Annotated in this window: 13 protein-coding genes and 1 pseudogene; all 14 read left to right on the top strand. The window is 61.4% G+C overall.

Annotated elements, in window-relative coordinates; all coding sequences use genetic code 11:
• Positions 1 to 31 precede the first annotated feature (31 nt).
• Positions 32 to 826: a hypothetical protein gene (locus F6X39_RS07315; protein ID WP_187616125.1), complete on the top strand. Its 795-nt coding sequence runs from the start codon at positions 32 to 34 to the stop codon at positions 824 to 826.
• A 154-nt stretch (positions 827 to 980) separates the two neighbouring features.
• The gene (locus tag F6X39_RS07310; RefSeq protein ID WP_187616124.1) at positions 981 to 3,482 is read left to right on the top strand and encodes a chitinase; all 2,502 of its coding nucleotides are present in this window, start codon (positions 981 to 983) and stop codon (positions 3,480 to 3,482) included.
• 131 nt (positions 3,483 to 3,613) lie between these two features.
• Positions 3,614 to 4,030 carry a hypothetical protein gene (locus tag F6X39_RS07305; protein WP_187616123.1) on the top strand — a complete coding sequence of 139 codons (417 nt, stop codon included), beginning with the start codon at positions 3,614 to 3,616 and terminating at the stop codon, positions 4,028 to 4,030.
• Positions 4,027 to 4,572 carry a hypothetical protein gene (locus tag F6X39_RS07300; protein ID WP_187616122.1) on the top strand — a complete coding sequence of 182 codons (546 nt, stop codon included), beginning with the start codon at positions 4,027 to 4,029 and terminating at the stop codon, positions 4,570 to 4,572. Before F6X39_RS07305 ends, F6X39_RS07300 begins: the two co-directional genes overlap by 4 nt.
• 164 nt (positions 4,573 to 4,736) lie before the next feature.
• The gene (locus F6X39_RS07295; protein WP_121324170.1) at positions 4,737 to 4,994 is read left to right on the top strand and encodes a PAAR domain-containing protein; all 258 of its coding nucleotides are present in this window, start codon (positions 4,737 to 4,739) and stop codon (positions 4,992 to 4,994) included.
• Between the two features lie 4 nt (positions 4,995 to 4,998).
• Positions 4,999 to 6,240, top strand: coding sequence for a hypothetical protein (locus tag F6X39_RS07290; protein WP_187616121.1), 1,242 nt, complete (start codon positions 4,999 to 5,001; stop codon positions 6,238 to 6,240).
• Positions 6,237 to 9,809, top strand: a complete 3,573-nt coding sequence (locus F6X39_RS07285; RefSeq protein WP_187616120.1) for an ImcF-related family protein — start codon at positions 6,237 to 6,239, stop codon at positions 9,807 to 9,809. The genes F6X39_RS07290 and F6X39_RS07285 overlap by 4 nt, the downstream gene beginning before the upstream one ends.
• Positions 9,810 to 11,390, top strand: coding sequence for a type VI secretion system protein TssA (gene tssA, locus F6X39_RS07280; protein ID WP_187616119.1), 1,581 nt, complete (start codon positions 9,810 to 9,812; stop codon positions 11,388 to 11,390).
• Positions 11,391 to 11,413: 23 nt separating this feature from the next.
• On the top strand, positions 11,414 to 13,228 hold the full coding sequence (gene tssF / locus F6X39_RS07275) for a type VI secretion system baseplate subunit TssF (RefSeq protein ID WP_187616118.1): 1,815 nt from the start codon (positions 11,414 to 11,416) through the stop codon (positions 13,226 to 13,228).
• Positions 13,225 to 14,322: a type VI secretion system baseplate subunit TssG gene (gene tssG, locus F6X39_RS07270; protein WP_187616117.1), complete on the top strand. Its 1,098-nt coding sequence runs from the start codon at positions 13,225 to 13,227 to the stop codon at positions 14,320 to 14,322. The genes tssF and tssG overlap by 4 nt, the downstream gene beginning before the upstream one ends.
• Positions 14,323 to 14,335: 13 nt before the next feature.
• Positions 14,336 to 14,857 carry a type VI secretion system lipoprotein TssJ gene (gene tssJ, locus F6X39_RS07265; protein WP_184030273.1) on the top strand — a complete coding sequence of 174 codons (522 nt, stop codon included), beginning with the start codon at positions 14,336 to 14,338 and terminating at the stop codon, positions 14,855 to 14,857.
• Between the two features lie 62 nt (positions 14,858 to 14,919).
• Positions 14,920 to 15,585 carry a hypothetical protein gene (locus F6X39_RS07260; RefSeq protein WP_187616116.1) on the top strand — a complete coding sequence of 222 codons (666 nt, stop codon included), beginning with the start codon at positions 14,920 to 14,922 and terminating at the stop codon, positions 15,583 to 15,585.
• 352 nt (positions 15,586 to 15,937) lie between these two features.
• Positions 15,938 to 17,047, top strand: coding sequence for a DUF746 domain-containing protein (locus tag F6X39_RS07255; RefSeq protein WP_262413604.1), 1,110 nt, complete (start codon positions 15,938 to 15,940; stop codon positions 17,045 to 17,047).
• A 67-nt stretch (positions 17,048 to 17,114) separates the two neighbouring features.
• Positions 17,115 to 17,553 (top strand): annotated as a pseudogene (locus tag F6X39_RS07250) (SET domain-containing protein).
• Positions 17,554 to 17,689 lie beyond the last annotated feature (136 nt).

Here is a 17,689-nt window from a genome sequence, read left to right as displayed (position 1 = left end):
ATGGACAAGACTTTTCGTCGGGGGAGTACTAATGATTAAGAGTTGGCTTTTCCTGGCGATCGTCCTTGTAAGTGGTTCGGCATGTGCGAAGAGTACCTGTGTCGATATGCATGGCCCGCAAAGTTATCAGCCACTGAGCATAAAAAATGGAACTATCTGCTTTGTCCGGGAGCCGATGTTAGACCTAAAGACGAGGACGCCCATCGGGGCGGATGCGATTTCCTTGTATTACATCTTCAATGGATTTTCCGCCGTGAAGGCGGAAGGACGGGGTCTCCTTTATGATGACACGCCCGGTGAAATCGTTGACGCATTTTCATCGAGTGTTGGTTACGATCACCGAGAGAAAATCTTCGTCATCCATGCTATTAATGTACGCGAATCGCTCGTGGAGCCAAATTCATCTGGTAAATTGTACTCAGTTGCTGTGTTTTACCAAATCGGCAACACCTTGCGTCGCGATGAGCGCGCTTCTGATTGGTTTGGGGCCGATTACAGCTCGCTATCAGATGGACGAAGTGTAACTTATAAATTTCCTTACCAATCAAGAAGGGACGTTCAGCAGGCAATGGACTCCCCTTTCGCGTTGTTGATGATTAGAGACGGATTTATTCCCGTCAAATTGAAAAATAAAAGCTATCTGTTTGACGGCCCTAATATTGGAAATAAGACAAGGAAATATCTGATCGAAGGAGACCGAGCCACCGTTGACAAGGTTACAGCGGGATGGTGTCACGTTAACTACTCCGGCGGCGCAAAACCACTAGAGATGTGGTTAATGTGTAGCGCACTTGATATTGACGAGCAGGCAAAGAAGCTCGAGTAGCGGTTGACTTTAGTCCGAGCGAAGTACAGGTCAAGGGTGGTCTGGATGTCGACGGCCCGGCGAAGGGCGATTTCACCTTTCCCAACTGGTCTGGCAGTCCCCTGAAAGAGGTCAAGGGAAACATGAACTTCGGGTTTTCTGAATAAGCACAATCATGGCAAATACGACTCCGCAGAATCCGCCCAGCACTCCCGTGAAGCAGCTTCCTTTTGCCTTTCCGTTTCGCAAGAAGGGACAGGGCACTGGCGCGGCGTCGGCTGACTTCACCGATGAGCATGAGTTTCACAAACTGCTGAGCCAGGAGCCATCAGGCGCCTATTCGGTCAGCGGCAAGGGAATGTGGCACGGTGGAATCCATGTGACCGAGGCTGGCGCTGGTGCTTCGCTGGATCTGAAAAGCGGGGTGCGCTGCATAGCCGACGGCGAAGTGGTCGCGTGGCGCGTCAACCGAACCTACCCGGTAAGCGAAATCCCGGCGCAGAATGGCAATCCCGCGATCAGCGCGCCGTATAGCACAGCTTTCGCGCTGGTGCGTCATTCGATGGAGTTTCCGAAAGACCAGAAACTGACCTTTTACAGCCTGTACGCCCATCTGCAGGATTTCGCGGACTACGACAGCGACCCGTCCCTTCCCAGGCCAAAGTACTGGACGACGCAGTTTGAGGTAACCACTTGCGCACAGGACCGCCCCACCGCAGGAGCGGGCGGCCAGTCAGCACCGGCTGACCACGAGGGGCTGCGGGTTCGGGTATCGAAGCCGCGCGGCACCGTGCTCGGCATCCTTCCGCAGGGGGCGCAGGTGAGCATTGGAAAGCGCGAGGGCGGCTGGGGGCAGATCAAGGATGCGAGTGGTGTAACGCCGTATCCTCCGGTCGCGGGTGGTTTCGTGCAGCCCTCGTTGGTGAACGGATGGATCTTTCTCGGCAAGGAAAACGGTGGTCCCGTCGTGAAGGAGGTGAAGCCGGAGTCTTCGCTGGATCAGGTGGTCGTACTATCCGATCCTGCTGAAATGGTCCAGATCAAGGCAGGAGAACTGATCGGCCATCTTGGGCGCTACGATTCATTGTCCCAGCAGACATCGGGCAACCGCATGGTTCACATCGAAGTTTTCTGCGACGGCAGCGTCAAGTCGTTTATCGACAAGGGGCGTGACTGGATCAAAGATAACGGCGCACATCTCAGCGCGTGGCAACAATTGAAACTGCCCGGCGACCCGACGATCCTGCGGATCGACAGTCAGACCACGTTGTACGGGCTGCCCAACCAGGAAGGGGCTGATGCCAGGCAGACCGGTGTGATCGGGGTTTTTCCGCTCGCGGCGCTTGCAAAGGCGGACGCGGACCATCAGTTCATGGAGACTGCAGTAGTGCCCGGCAGCGACGGTGAAAAGCGGCACTGGTGGAAGGTGGACAGCGCGGATGTTCGCCACCAGCCAATCGACGGGTGGGTGCGCGAACAGAGCTTTGCGGGCGGCAGGGTAACGAAGGAGTTTGCGCAGAAGTGGGTGGACTTTCAGCCTCTGGACGACGAACATGATCCCACGCATACGATGTTCGCGACCACGCAAGGGTTCGTCGACTATTCAGTCGGTGCGGATGTGCCGAACCCGGGTTCGCTGGACAAGCTCAGCCCGCTCATGACGTCGATTTACCAGGCGTTGCATCTGGCAGGCGACCAGACGCAAGCGGCCGATGACCTGTGCAATGCGGCGAACGACCCGTGGAATGCGCTGCGTATGTCGAGGCTGATCATTCAGCACGAGAGCGAGTGGGCTAATCCTGATAAATGGGAGCAGTTGATTGCGGCGATCGAGGCGCGTACTGGGCCTCGGGCCGAACACGCCGAGGAACAGAAACGGATCGAAAAGCTGGTCTGGTGGGATGAGGTCAAGGCCAGCTTGACTGGCTTCCCCGCGTCGAACGTATTTCATATCCATCCGATCGGGTTGGTAGGGAATTTTGCTCGTCAACCCGGCAAGATCACCGTTGCGATGCTCCAGCGAATCTTTACGGAGGCATCGACTGATCAGTTGCAAGTCGTAGTCAACGAACTTAATCCCCGCCTTGGCGACTACAAGCTCGATTCGAGACTTCGATTGTCGCACTTCTTCGCCCAGATCCGGCAGGAGGCAGGCACCAGTCTTAATACGTCGGAGAACCTCAACTACCGATCGTACATTCTGTCCCAAAAATTTTCGTATTTCGCCTCGCATCCGGATGAAGCTGAGTTGTACGGAAAAACGGCATCCCATCCAGCTCAGCCCGAACCTATTGCAAACCGAGCCTATGCAAACAAAATCGGAAACGGTTCTGTGGTGAGTGGCGATGGTTGGCGGTATAGGGGAAGAGGGTTAAAGCAACTTACCGGGAAGGGCAACTACACTAGCTTCCAAAACTTCTATCCTTCGTTGTGGGGAGACGATGATGTCAATTTTATTGAGAATCCTGACGTGGTAGCCGAAATGCGTTATGCGGTGCGTTCGGCAATCTATTTTTGGATTCACAATCGTCTACCAGCGATAGCGGACACAGGACACGCCGACGGCGTAGTTGATCAGATTACGGGAGTCATCAATCTCCATACAGATAGCTACGGCGCGCGCAAAAACAACTTTCACGCCATTTGGAATGCCGAAATTTTTAGTGAGATTAAGTAATAATGTCAAAATACCCTTTGACGAACATCGTCCGTACGCTTCTCGCTATCTTTAGCCTCCTCTTTTTCTGGTGCAGTACGTCAAGTGCGGCGGAAGAGGAAAGCTATCGCATTCCATTTCTGGGCGGTCAGGTGAACATCGAGTTTCGACCAGAAAAGACTCCCGATGGGGATGGGATAGGAGCCTACATAACTGGTGTTCGCGAAAAAGGACCCATTCGCGTCGACTACTATGAGCCAGAGGGGGGCGTGACACCCGATGTCAAGAGTGTATTTGTGGCTGGACGAAAGCCGAAGAAGCTCTTTGTAATAGTGGCCTGGAGCGCAGACAGTTCAGCTCTGGGTACCGGTGGAAGCATATACCGGGTATTTGCTTACGACGAACGGATAGAGAACAACGGGAGGTCACTGCAGTTGCATCCGGATACTGAATTGACCAACCGGTTTGGGGTTGGATTCGATGGCACACGCGAAGGGCACTTAGTAACCTACAAGTATAAGAATGCACTTGCGGTGAGACGCCAGATCCTTGAGTGGGGCTACAAGTGATTCCGTTGTTGCGTTCAGCAAGGGGCGTCGCTCTGTCGATGATTGTCACAGAGTTCGCACGTTTATTCACGTCCATATTTTTGTTGGCAATTATTTTTAATTCTACAACAGCCGCACACGCAGAAGGCGTGTGTGGATTGGAAGAAGAAGCTGTATTTAATTGCGAATTGGACAGGACTACTGCCTCTCTATGTGAGATGAAAGATACTGGCGTTTTGACGTATCGCAATGGAACAATGAAGAAAATTGACATTGAGGTGTCAGATAGCGGCTCGAGCAAAGGTAACGTTTTTTATTTTAGCAATGTCCCTTATGCCGGCGGTGGCGAAGCACATATTAGATTTTCGAGGGCTGGATATACCTATTATTTCTATGACAAGACCGTAAAGACCGATGATGGCCCGGAATTTTCGGCTGGAATAATTGTGTATCGCGGCAACAAGAAAATTTCTCGGAAAATTTGCAGTAACGATGCCTCAATTCGTCAGGCGGCCTACAGCGACATTACGAAAGAGGGATACAAGAATATTGAATCCCAATAGGTAGGTGCGGACTATGGCCATACGAATAATCGCGCAAGTGCAAATTTTCACGTGATTTCAAAAGGCGCGTCAACCTATGCGTGCGACATATAAAAGCGCGCCGCTGGCTTTGCTAGCAAGTTGGTCATCGCATTCATCGAATTAGCTTGAACAGGGATATTGAAATGAAGAAATTAGCGTACGAAGGCGATAGCACGAGTCACGGCGGGAAGATCCTTACCGGCTCGGACCGTATCAAGGTCAAGGGTCGTCGCGCCGCACGCGTGGGAGACCTGGTGTCCTGCCCGATTCACGGTGACAACGAAATCGTGGAAGGGGGAGGCGGCATCAAGGATGCTGGCACGCCGCTTTCGCGTGATGGGGACAAGACCCAGTGCGGGAGTGTCCTCATCGCTGTGTCCGATGGGGCGACGGTTCGATAGCCAGATGCCGATTGACTTTGCTCGCATACCGCCGCGGATTGCGGTACCTGCGCCGCCGCATCTCTCGAAAACCGTCTGGCTAGTGCTCCTCGGCGTCGTCCTGTGCCTGGGTGCCGCGCTGACGATTTTTCTGTGGCCGAAAGGCCGACCGACAAACACTGTTTGGTTCTGGTTCTGTGTCGTCGGCTATCCGATGCTTGCATGGGCGTTTTTGCTGTGCTGTCGGCTTGGATATTTATACGCACGACGGAGTGGAGCAATCGCGGCAAATCGCGTCAGCGACCACGAAACCGAAAAATGCCATGCCCTTGCCAGCGAGCCGCTGGCGTTGCTGGGCCATGCGTGGTGTTTCTCCTCCGATCACGATGAGAACGGTATCGAGGGGCTGGTCGACGGCAGCCTCATGTTGCGCCCGCGGGCGAGCCGGGCCGAGCCAAACACCGACGTGAGTGCCCGTTGGCTAGAACTCCCGGATCAGCAATTCCATGCGGGAAACGAACTAACGGAACACGCTCGCCATCAGGCAGTCTGCAATTGGCTTCTGGTCCGGTTGATCGACAGCCTGGCGCCGCAACTAATGGCCCTTCCGGCGCGCACCACGCTCCAGGTCGAATCGAGCCTGCATTCCGTACTTGCGGACACTGACGTGCGTGCCCTGCTGCAGCAGCTTGTTTCCGCGAAATCGCCGTCTCTACGTGTGACGATGACGCCTCCCCCCGCGCCTTCGTCGGTGTTTCAAGCGGACGCGTGGTTCGACCGTATGAGACCGCAGGTTGTTCGCCTGCTAGTTGCAGTTCGATTGCGCAATGCGGTCAGCGAGCGCTTGCAGGACGGAGTCGCGGAGGCGGGCGTCGCGCTGCTATTGGGGCACCCGAGCCTTGCCAGAACAATGACGGGAAACCCGCCCCTACTCCTGCATCGTCCAGCACGGAGCCCGGTCAATGCTGTTGGAGAGACACTCGGACATGCCATGCGTTGGGGGAAAGCCGCGTCGACACGCGTCAAGACTGTCTGGAGTCACGGACTTTCGCCCGAGCTGGAGGTAGCAATAAAGTCGGCGCCCCAACTCGACGGACAAAGATCAAAGATCGACCTGAAAACGACGGTCGGGGACTGTGGGGCGGCGGGCGGATGGCTTGCAACCGCTCTCGCGGCTGAACTCACGGCGCGGATCGGCGACCCGCAACTCGTACTTACACAGGACGGCGGCGACCTGATCGCGCTCGTGTGCAGAAAACAAACATGAATGAACAAAAGTCTGAGCCGGTAGCGCTCTTCGTTGGCATCGGGATTGGCATTCTTTTCGTTGCGTTGGGTCTGGCCGTCTGGATGGAGGGCCCGGCGCGCGGATGGTCGCTTCAGACACGGATCATCATCGAACTATGTCTGCTCTCGGGGCTGCTCCTGGCGTTGATGTTCGTAAAGTACTTTGAGGCCGTCTTACTCTGGATTGCTTCAATGCGTGCGATGCGGTGGTTGGCACGCTACGATTCGCAGAAGCAGGCGCAAGGTGCCAACGAAGGCCCGGCGTTCGCGCACGTCACAACACCGGACAAGATCGTAATGCTGCGCGATGCGCTTCGCGAGCGTCACGGCTGGAGCTGGCGTTATCGCGACCGCTGGGTCGTGGTCGCTGGCGACGAGCCGCTCGTCAAGCGTCTTGCGCCCGGGCTCGCCGACACCGGCTATGCGATCACCGGCGATACCGTGCTGCTCTATGCGAAGCAGACAACCGACAAGCTCGATACCGGATGGCTCGACCAGATCCGCCGTCTGCGTCGGCGACGCCCTGTTGACGCGATCGTAGCCCTGACGCGAAACCGCGGTTCAGCCAACACGCCGTTCGACGCGGAGGGCACCGCACAGCGACTCGCACGTCACGCGCGCGCGCTGCGCTGGGCTGCGCCCGCGTACCTGCTGAACGTCACCGACTTTGGTGGCGAACAGTCCGGACCAGACGAGGCGATCGGTTTCACCTGGGCGAATGAGCGCACGCGTCCCGACGAGGTCGAAGCGTCGCTGCGCGGACTCTCCGAAAATCTTGCCGACGCTGGAGTCGTGCGCCTCACGCAGGACCCGAACGACCGGTACCCGGCCGAGCTGTCGCGACACATTTCGGAACTTCGCGCACCATTGTCGGACCTTGTGATGCAGACCAGGGCGTCACGCCTTTGGCGCAATGCGGTCCACGGGCTGCTGTTTGCTCCGCTGTTCAAGGAGCGGGAGGCAACCGCACCCGTTCCAGCTCCTGACGCTGAAGACGGTGATCTCCTACCGCCGCAGCAAAGGACGATCTGGCAAACGGTCGCCGACCATAGCCGCAAGATTCACGGCCGCCGTGTCGGCTTCTCGCTGTCGACCACGGCCGCGTGGATGACGATGGCGCTCATTGGATGCTGGGTCGCTGGCACGATGCTGTCGGGCTTAACCAACCGCTCGGCGATCGAGACCGCAGCCGGCACGCTGACGAAGCTTTCTATCGTGCAGGACCACACGCAGGCGGTGCTCGCACTCGACAGCCTTGACAAGCAGATCGACACCCTCGAAGTCCGTCAGCGCGATGGCGCACCGTGGACTACACGCTTCGGTCTGAACCGCGACGGTAAACTGTTGACTGCCGCCTGGCCCGGTTATGAAAACGCCGTCAGCCGCATCCTCGTCACGCCGATCCGCCTGAAACTGGAGGAGCGCCTGCACCAGCTCGCCTCGCTCTCGGATGCGGAAATCGCCAGCGGCGGCAACGCGCAGGTCCAGGCCGCCTACGACACACTCAAGACCTACCTGATGCTCGCGAGGCCGGATCGGGCGGTTGCCTCATTCCTGACGCCGCAGCTGATTGCCACGGCCGTGCCAGCGCGCCCGGCCCGTTCCCAGCTCACGTCCGGCACGTGGGAAGACCTGCGCCAGCATGCAATCGCGTTCTTTGCGAGTCACCTGGGGCGCCGTGGACCCGCCGGGGACTCGTCGCTCGCGATCGTTCCGGATGGCGCACTGGTGGCCACGGCCCGTCAGACCATCATCGGCGTGCGCGGCATCCAGAACTCGACTGACGCGATCTACCAGCAGATCCTCGACGACGCGAAGCCGAAATATCCGCCTGTGTCGCTAGCGACGCTGCTCGGCGATACGAGCAGCAAGGGGCTTTTCAATACCGCGGTGACCGTACCGGGCGTGTTCGCGCGCACTGCGTGGGACGAGCGGATCTCGAAAGCGATCGACGACGCGAGCGAGCAGCGCAACGTGACCGGCGACTGGGTGCTCTCAGACGTCCACGCGAGCGCACCGTCGACCGGCTCGCTGAAAGCCGAACTGCGTCAGCGCTATTTTGATGACTACGCGCGAGCCTGGGAGCTGTTTCTCAACAGCCTGCGCTGGCAGCCGGCGCCGACGTTGTCAGGCACGGTTGACCAGCTGACGCTGCTCAGCGATCCGCAGCGCTCGCCGCTTGTTGCCCTGATGAACGCAGTGGTTTATCAGGCAGGTGCGGGCACCGCGACGCAATCGCTGTCCGACACCCTGATCAGCAAGGCCCAGCAGCTTGTCGGCGCCGACGAGAAAGATCCGTCGAAGCAGACCCAGCCGCAACTGGCACCGCTGGCCGTGGCCTTCGGACCGGTCCTGCGCCTGACGGGTAGCGACCTGGCTTCCCTGGCTTCGGGCGCGCCCGCAAACGCGAAAGTCGCCACCCGGCTGGCGGCCACGGGCGACCTGAGCCTCGCGCGTTATCTCGAACGGGTGAGCGCGATGCGGCTGAAGGCACAGCAGATGGTCGACAGTGCCGACGCGGACGCGATGGCCCGCTCGGCCGCACAATCGGTGCTGCAGGGCAAGACGTCTGATATCGCCGACAGCCGGGATTACGCGAGCCGTCTGGCTGCGAGCCTCGGCGAGCAATGGGCAGGCTTCGGCAATCTCTTTCAGGCACCGCTCGACCAGACCTGGCAGGTCGTGGTACAGCCGGCCGCGGCGAGCCTGAACGACATCTGGCGCACGGCGATTGTCGCGGACTGGAACCGGACGTTCGGCGGCCGCTATCCATTCGCCGACTCCGACAACGATGCCTCGCTACCCGAGATGGCGCGCTTCATGCGCCCGGACAGCGGCGTCATCACCGGGTTCGTCACGACGCAACTGGCCGGTATCGTCGAGCGTCAGGGCGACCGATGGGTCGCCGCCCAAGGGGCTGATCATGGCACCAGCCACGGCGCGCTCACACTGGATCCGGGCTTCCTCGCGGACCTCAACAGGCTCACCCGCGTGGCGACCGTGCTGTTTCCATCCGGCGACGCGCATGTGCGCTATGAGCTACGCGCGGTGCCGACACCAGGCGTAACCGACATGAAGTTCGTGCTGTCGGGCCGCGAGTTGCACTACTTCAACCAGAAGGAAGAGTGGACGCCGTTTATCTGGCCCGGCGACTCGCTGGAGAATCTCTCGCATATCGAGTGGCAGACCGAGCAGGGCGGCTTGCGCTCGGGGCTCGACGCTCAGGGCCGCTTCGGGCTGATCCGCCTGTTCGAGCACGCCACGGTCACGCCGCAGGACAGTGCGCGCTATCTGCTGTCGTGGACGCCGGATCAGAGTCAGGGCATTCCCTTGCGTGTGCAATTGCGCAGTGAGGCCGGCAAGGGGCCGCTCGACGTGCTCGAACTGCGCCACTTCACGCTGCCGACGCGGATCTTCGTGACCAGCGCAGCGAAAGGCGGACCGAAGCTCTCGGCCGTCAATCCGCCGCCCCTGCCGCCGTCGGCAATCGCAGCAGCGAAACACGCGGCGATGCCGCTGCCGCATGGCGCGATGCCGGAGGTCGAATAAATGCTGTCCGGTCTGCTCAAGAGTCTCTTTCCGTCGCGTGATGCGGAGCAACTGGTGCGCGCGCGTCTCGATGCATGGGACGCCTGGCTGCACCCGTTACCAGGCGACCACGGTGTGGGCCGCGATCCGGGCTACGAGGATGCGTTCTTCGAACTGAAGGACGAGGCGAACAGGCTCTCCGGCATTGATGATGGCCTGATCGTCCGCTCCTGCGAGCAGCTCACGAAGGAAACCGGCAAGGATCTGCGGGTGGTGGGGTATTACGCGTTCGCGCGACTGCGCCAGGATGGGACGGCTGGCTTCGCGGACGGTCTGGAGCTTGCGGCCGCGCTGGTGGAGCGGTTCGGCGAGGCGCTGCTGCCCGCACGCGCCGAGGCGAAGAAGGGCGCGCTCGATATGCTGGCCACCACCCGCATGATCGATCTGCTGAAGAGCCGCGGCGAGTTCGCGCCGGCCGATCTCGAACGTGCGATCGCCGCGCTCGATCTGCTTGTGACCCGCACCGGGGTGTGGCCAGAAGCGGCCCGTCCGAACCTGCGCCCCCTCGTGTCCCGTTTCGAGCGCAGCGACGATCCGGCACGCAGCGCGGAACCCGACGCGAGCGCGCCGTTCGCCGTGGCGGGGTCCCCTTCAGCATCCAGCACGATCGCCTCCACGCGTGATCTGCTTGACCAGGCGCGCACGATGGCAACGTGGCTGCGCGATCAGGAAAATGGCTACCTGCCTTCCGTGCGGCTCGTGCGTAGCATCCGCTGGGACACACTCCACGAGGTGCCGCCAGCGGATGCGAGCGCACGTACGCGCCTTGTGCCGCCGCGCGGCGAACTTCGCCAGCAGATGAAACGGCTCGTGCTGCAGAAACAGTGGCACGAACTGCTGGAACGCGTCGAAGGGACCTTCATGGAGGGGGTGAACCACCTCTGGTTCGACCTGCAATATTTCCAGCATGTCGCGCTCGACCACGTCGGCGCACCGTACAACGCGTGGCGCGAGCTGCTGCGCGCAGACTTCGCGCTGTTCCTCGAAAGGTTGCCTGGCATCGAACGGCTCGCGTTCAACGACGGTACGCCGTTCGCCGACGACGCAACGCTCGAATGGATCGCGCGGCACGCGGTCGTGCGTGACCTTGAGGCGGGCGAAAGCGTTGCACCACTGTCCGTATCCGCTGACAGCGATGATGGTGCCGCCGGCGACTGGCCCGAGATCGAAGCGCAGGCACGCGACATGGTGGCCGGCGACGGTATCGAGGCCGCCTTCGCATGGCTCGAAGCACTGCCTGGCATCCGGACGGAACGCCAGCGCTACCTGCAGCGGCTCGTGATGGCGCGACTCGCCGATCACGCGGGCCGTACGGAGACGGCGATGGCGCTGCTGACCGAACTCGATGCTGCTGCCCGCTCGTTGCCACTGATGCGCTGGGAGCCGGCGCTCATCTTCGAGGTGAAGCACCAGTTGATGCGTGCGCTGAAAGCGGCAAGCAGCCGCAAGGACGCGGACAAGCCAGCGCTCGCGCACCGCATCGGTCAGTTGCGCGATGAGCTGACTGTGCTCGACCCGGCCCGTGCGCTGACGCTGTCATAAGAGAACAAAAACAAGAGAACACCATGGAAAACGAAGATCCGATCCTGCGCTACTACGAAGCCGAGATGCGCTATCTGCGCGAGTCCGGCAAGGAATTCGCGAAAGCGCATCCCGACCGGGCGCGCATGCTCAACCTCGATCGCGTCGGCGAGCGCGATCCCTATGTCGAGCGCCTGCACGAAGGTTTTGCGTTCCTGACCGGACGCCTGCAGCAGACGCTCGACGATGAACTACCGGAACTGACGGAAGGCCTCGTCAGCCTGCTGTGGCCACACTACCTGCGCATGATGCCGTCGCTGTCGGTCGTCGAGCTGATCCCGCTGGCCGAGACACTGCAGAAGACGGAAAGCGTGCCTGCCGGCGTGCCGGTGCGCTCCGCATCCATCGCCGTGCCGCCGGCAGCGGGCGCCGAGGGCACGACGCCCAGGACTGTGCAGTGCCTGTACCGGACCACGCAGGAGGTTACGCTGCAGCCGCTGCGCCTCACGCATGCGGGCCCTACCGTGCGACATGACGGCCGCTCGGTGATCCGCCTCGGATTCTATCTGGACCAGTCTGCGCGACGCGAAGCGACAGACCTGTCCCGTGTGCGCCTGTATCTGAACGCGGATCTGCCGACCGCATTCGCGATGCATCTTGCGCTGACCCGCCAGGTTGATTCAGTGGCATGGCGGATTCCCGAAGTGCGTGATGGCGAGGTGCTGCCGCTGGCCGGCGTGACGATGGAACCGGCCGGATTTTCGACCGAAGAGCGGTTGTGGCCCAAAGCTGAGGCGTCGTTTTCGGGCTACCAGATGCTTCTCGAATACTTCACTTTCCGCGAGAAATTCCTCTTTGTCGACCTGTGCGGACTCGATGTTACGAAGCTGCCGTCGAGCACAACGCGCTTCGAACTGGAGGTCGTGCTCAAGCGGGCGTATCCGTCCGACCAGCGTTTCAGCGCGGAGAACGTGCGGCTGTTCTGCACGCCGGTCATCAATCTGTTCGAGCTTGATGCCGCGCCGATCGTGATCGATCACCACGAGACCGAATACCGGGTCGTCCCGGCCGGGCACCAGGGCGAACATGTCGAAACCTATTCGGTCGACGCGATCGAATCGTTCGACCATGTGACGGCTGAGCGTTACGAGTATGTGCCGTTCGCCACCTTCCGGCATCGCGGCGGCATGTTGCGCCATGAAGCGCCCGAACGGTATTTCCACACCCGCGTGCGGCCGGGCGTGACCGGTCTGCATGAAACGTGGGTGATCCTCGGCGGCCACGCGTGGGAGACGATGGAGGATCTGCCCGAGGAGAGCGTATCGCTGCGCGTAACCGGCACGAACGGCATGCTGCCGCGCAAGGGTCTGCGCGAGGCCAGCATTGACGAACTGGCCGCAAGCACGCCTAATGTCGCGGGTGTAAGTAACCTGGTGGCGCCAACGCTGCCGCTCTACCCGCCGACCGGCGATCGTTTCCAGTGGAGAGTACTGTCGCACCTCGCGCCGAACTTCCTGTCGATGATGGACGCGGAAGTGCTGCGGGGCGCACTGGCGCTCTACGACTGGACCAACGACGAGCTGAACCGCCGACGCCTCGCCGGCATCCTGCATGTGTCGGAGGAGCTGCTCGAGGAGGTGTCGGGCGGCTCGGTCGAGCGGGGCGTACTGATCGAAGTCACGCTCGATTCGCACGCGTTCGCGGGCGAGGGCGACGTGATGCTGTTCGGCGAACTGCTGCACCGTTTCTTCGGGCTGTATGCGGAGATCAACCTGTTCACGAAGCTCGCCATCGTGAGCCTGCCTTCGCAAACCCGTACCGACTGGCCGCGCAGCAAGGCGCAGCGCGCTCCCCTATGAAACCACGCGAGTTGCCGAATCTTGAACCGCTCGTGGCGTCATTGCTTGCGCGCGCGCCGAAGATGAATTTCATGCAGCTATGCAGGCTGCTCGAAGTGCGTGTACCCGATCAACCCGGCTTCGGCACGCGAGACACGCCGGGGCACGAGCCGGTGAGGTTCCGGCCGAGGTCGCGGCTGGGGTTCCCGGCCGGTGAGATCGCCGCGGTCGAATTCGATGACGAGCGTCCCGATGCGCCGCCGACCGTGCGCACGACCTTCCTGGGCCTGTATGGCGTCGACGCCGCGGTGCCATCGCACATGATCGATGAGATCGTCCTGCGCGAGGAAGGACATGAAGCCGTCGAAGCGTTTCTCGACCAGTTCAACCACCGCTACGTGGCGCTGCTGTACCGCGCCTGGAAGAAGTACCGCTACCCGGAAAGTTTCCAGGCGGGCGGCACCGATGCGCAGTCGCGCAACCTCCTGTGCCTCGCCGGCTTCGGGTGGGGCGAGAAGCCGGCCCGGTCGGGTCTGCCGGATTCGCGCGTGCTCGCGCTGCTGGGTCTGCTGGTCCAGCGCACGCGCACGCCCGAGGGACTTGCTGGTGTGGTGGCGCTGGCGGTGCCCGGTGTCGAGGTGCGTGTCGACGAGTTCTGGCCGACGCTCAGGCGCGCAGGACAGCCGCAGCCCCTCACATCGTCAGGCAGGCTCGCCGGCGCTCAGGAAGACAGCAAGCGCCGCGGACTCGGCGGGGGCTACGTGCTCGGCAACCGCCTCGAGTATCGCAGTCGCGCCGTGCGGGTAACGCTGCGCCCTTCGGGCGGTCAGCAGGCGCACGACCTGCTTCCCGGCGCATGGCTGCATCGCGAGCTGATGGCGTTCATCCGCCTGTATGTGGGCACGAAGGCCGACGTACACCTGCGCATGGAGGTGTCGTCGCGTCTCGCGCCCGCGCCGTCGGTCGGCACGGCTGCGACCGGACCGGCACCGCGGCTGGGATGGACCGTCGTGTTGCCGTCTGATGAGGAACGCATCATCACCATTGCGCTCGGCGTCTACGAAGTCTTTCCCACGCCCGGACCGAACCCGCATCGGGTTCCGCGCGCAGCCTGAATCTGGAGAAACCATGCCTTTACGTTTAACCGTGGCCGCCCTCGCGTCAGGTCTGCTGCTTTCCGCATGCGGCGCCTGGCAGTCCGTATCTGATACGACTTCCAGCGCGTATCACTCGGTGTTTTTCAGGCAGGTCAAGGTGCTTGACGTCGACCTGACCGCGCGTGCCGAGTTGAATCCGGATGACGCGGGCCGTTCGACGTCACTCGCGGTCCGCGTCTATCAGCTCAAGGATCGAAAGCTGTTTGACGGCGTGTCCTACGACGATCTGCTGAAGAACGACAGGACCGTACTCGCGCAGGACCTGCAGGCCAGTATGGCAGCCGTCGTCAATCCGGGCGCGTCGGTCAGCCTGTCTCAGCCCATGCAGGCAGACACGAAGTACGTGGCGATCGTCGCGTTCTATCGCAATCCCGGCAACGGCGATGGCTGGAAATACGTGATCGTAAAGAAGAAGCTGTCTGCCGATGCCCCGCTGAAGCTCACGCTGATGGATCAGGAACTGGTCGCATCCGGTGATCGCCAGAAGGACTAGCCGGAATGACACGACGTGCGGAAGTGTCTGTGCCCAACGTGTTTGCATGACGGGGCGGCCCGATGAAGACGCTTCGCGAACTGCAGCAGGAACTCGACCCGTTGGAACTCGATCAGCTGGATGTTGACATCCGGCTCGCCCGTGAACACGAAACCGGATCGGGAGGTCGGGCGAAGTCGACAGCCCGGCGGACCCGACCGATCGCGACTGCGGTATGGTCAGAGCGGGTTCCCGCAGGCACGAGACAGCGCGTACAACGTGCACGGGACGGCCTGCCCGGACCGGGCGGAAGCGGCGCGCCCGACTATCGTGAGCGGGCCTTCGCCGCGATCCGCAAACTCGCGCGGGCGTGGGGTGGGCAATGCGTCTCGGCCACGTATGAGGGCTACAAGGTGCCGCTCGAGTTCGAGTGCGCAGCGGGACACCGGTTCCCGATGCTGATTCACATGCTGCGCGTGGGTAGCTGGTGCCAGGCTTGCGCCTATGAGCGCGCAACGATTCACTCGCTTGAGGAGGCGCGTGCGCTCGCGGCGGCAAAGGGTGGCCAGTGCCTGTCGACCCAATACGAGAGCACCAGGGAAAAACTACGGTGGCGCTGCGCGGCCGGTCATACATGGCTCGCCAGCCTGGAGGGCGTGCTGGCGGGTGACTGGTGCCAGAGCTGCCATCACCAGAGTATCAAACCCCCGCAGGAAGCTTTGAACAGCGAACATGACGCGCGCGCATAAACGTAAGCACGCGGAGCACAAGGACCACCGCGGCTCGACCGCGTGCAGTCCAACGCAAACGTTGATCCCCGAGTTCGACGCGACGCTACCGGTCACGCATGCTGCGGGCCGCGCGTACAGCGACGAGGACGATCCGTTGTTAACAACATTCGTAACCGGAATCTGGGACGAGTTGTACTCGCGAGAGACGACGCCCGTGCCACCGTGCCCGGCCTGCAAGAGTGGCAACACGCGGGTGCAGAACCGGCCGAATCGCCATCATGCATTACCGTTTTTCCGGTGCCGCGCGTGCAAGCGGACCTACTCGCGCCTAACCGGGACGCCTCTCGCGCGGCTGCGGTTTGCCGTGAAAATGCCCGCCTTCATCCGGCTGCTGTCCCAGCCGATTCCGCTCGAGGAAGCCTCGCGTCGACTCCGCGTCGATTACACGGCCCTGTCGAACTGGCTGATGCGCTTTCGCGAGCTGATCGCGCAGCATGATCCGGATGACCGATGGACCTCGCGCGTGCGGCTTGGTGTCAAATACCAGCCAACCGGGACATGCCCGCACTGCGGCTACAGTGGGCAGCTTCGGAATGGCGGCTTCGGCCCGGACACGCGGCGCTGCGCCCTATGTCCGCACTGCAGCCGCACCTGGTCGATTGCCCCCGGCGTGGAGGGTGCGGACATCACGGTACGCGTCGTGAAGGATCTTGCGCTGACTGCCGTCGCACGCCGCACGCGAGCAGGGCAAGTCGCGCCCGCGCTCGCGAGCGCCGAGCACGCGATCCTGAAAATTCCCGCTCGCGCCGCGCCTGCATCAGTTACCGCGCCGTCCGTTCCAGCCCCGCACGCAAATCGTTTCGACTTCAGCCAGCCACTGCGCGCAAACAGCCCGTTGCCGCGTCGTCATATCGAGGATCGCGAACTCACGGCCTTTCTTGCCGACGAAATCGGCAAGGTCTTCTCGCAGAACATTGAGCCTCCAGCGTGTCCGCACTGCGAGGGCGTCAACACGCAACTGTCGAGTCGGCCGCGCACCCCGACGGCGTTGCCGACCTTCCAGTGCCGCGCGTGTACGCGATATTTCACGCGCGCGACGCGTACGCCGATGGCGAATATGCTCCGGCGCGACATGCTGTTCAACTTTCTGCCGTGGCTGTCGCAACATCGACCACTCGCGCATGCCGCGGCGGAGTTGAACACCTCACCGGAAATCGTGAAGGCGTGGGTCAAGCGATTCCGGCAATGGCTGATCGTGCTCGACCCGTCCGGACATCGTGAACAGCGGGTCAAACTCGGCCTGAAAGCGCCCTGGCCGGTGCTGGCGTGTCCGCATTGCCATCAGGAAGCGCCCGCAATGCCGCATGGCTTCAAGCGAACCCGGACGCAATCCGCGCAGATGCTCAAGCGGCGCCTTTTCCGCTGTACGCTCTGCACACGATTTTTCGACGTACCGGTTAAGGAGCAACGGAACATATGAGCGTGCCGAGACTGCGCCGACTATTGGATGCGTATACTTCCGCCGTTCAATGACTAACCGAGATGATATGAGACGTGTAATAGTCCGGCGTTCGCCGGTCCACGGCAGGGGGGGTGTTCGCGCTACGAGCGCTCGCCGCTGGCGAACGGATCCTCGAATACAAGGGCGAAGTGACCAGTTGGCGGCGAGCGGCGAGCCGCTATAAGCGTACTGGGAAGCCCGGACATACGTTCCTGTTCGGACTCTCGAACGGGCGCGTGATCGACGGCGCGCAGGGTGGCAACAGCGCACGCTGGCTGAACCAAGCATGCGACGCAAATTGCGAAGCCGTGGAAGAGAACGGGCGCGTGTTTGTTGAAGCGGTGTGCGACATCGCCGCTGGCGACGAGTTGTTTATCCGGTACGGCCTGGTGCTGGACGATGCCGTTACCGATGAAGTCGAAGCGCAGTACGCGTGCCGGTGTGGTTCGAACGCGTGTCGCGGGACGATGCTCGGCACCCCGTGAACCTCATCCGTGCCGAACGCAATTTCATCTCGACACACCCGCACCACCGCGATGGCGACGGCATGTCGGTCTGTGGATCACATTGCCTACCGGACGTTGCCCGGGGGCGTGATTCTGGTGTGCAGCACGTTCCAGT

This window comes from Paraburkholderia sp. UCT2 (assembly GCF_014397665.1).
In the GTDB taxonomy this organism is placed as follows: Bacteria; Pseudomonadota; Gammaproteobacteria; order Burkholderiales; family Burkholderiaceae; genus Paraburkholderia; species Paraburkholderia tuberum.
Note: the sequence above shows the minus strand (reverse complement) of the source record. Positions and strands in the feature narration are given on the sequence as shown.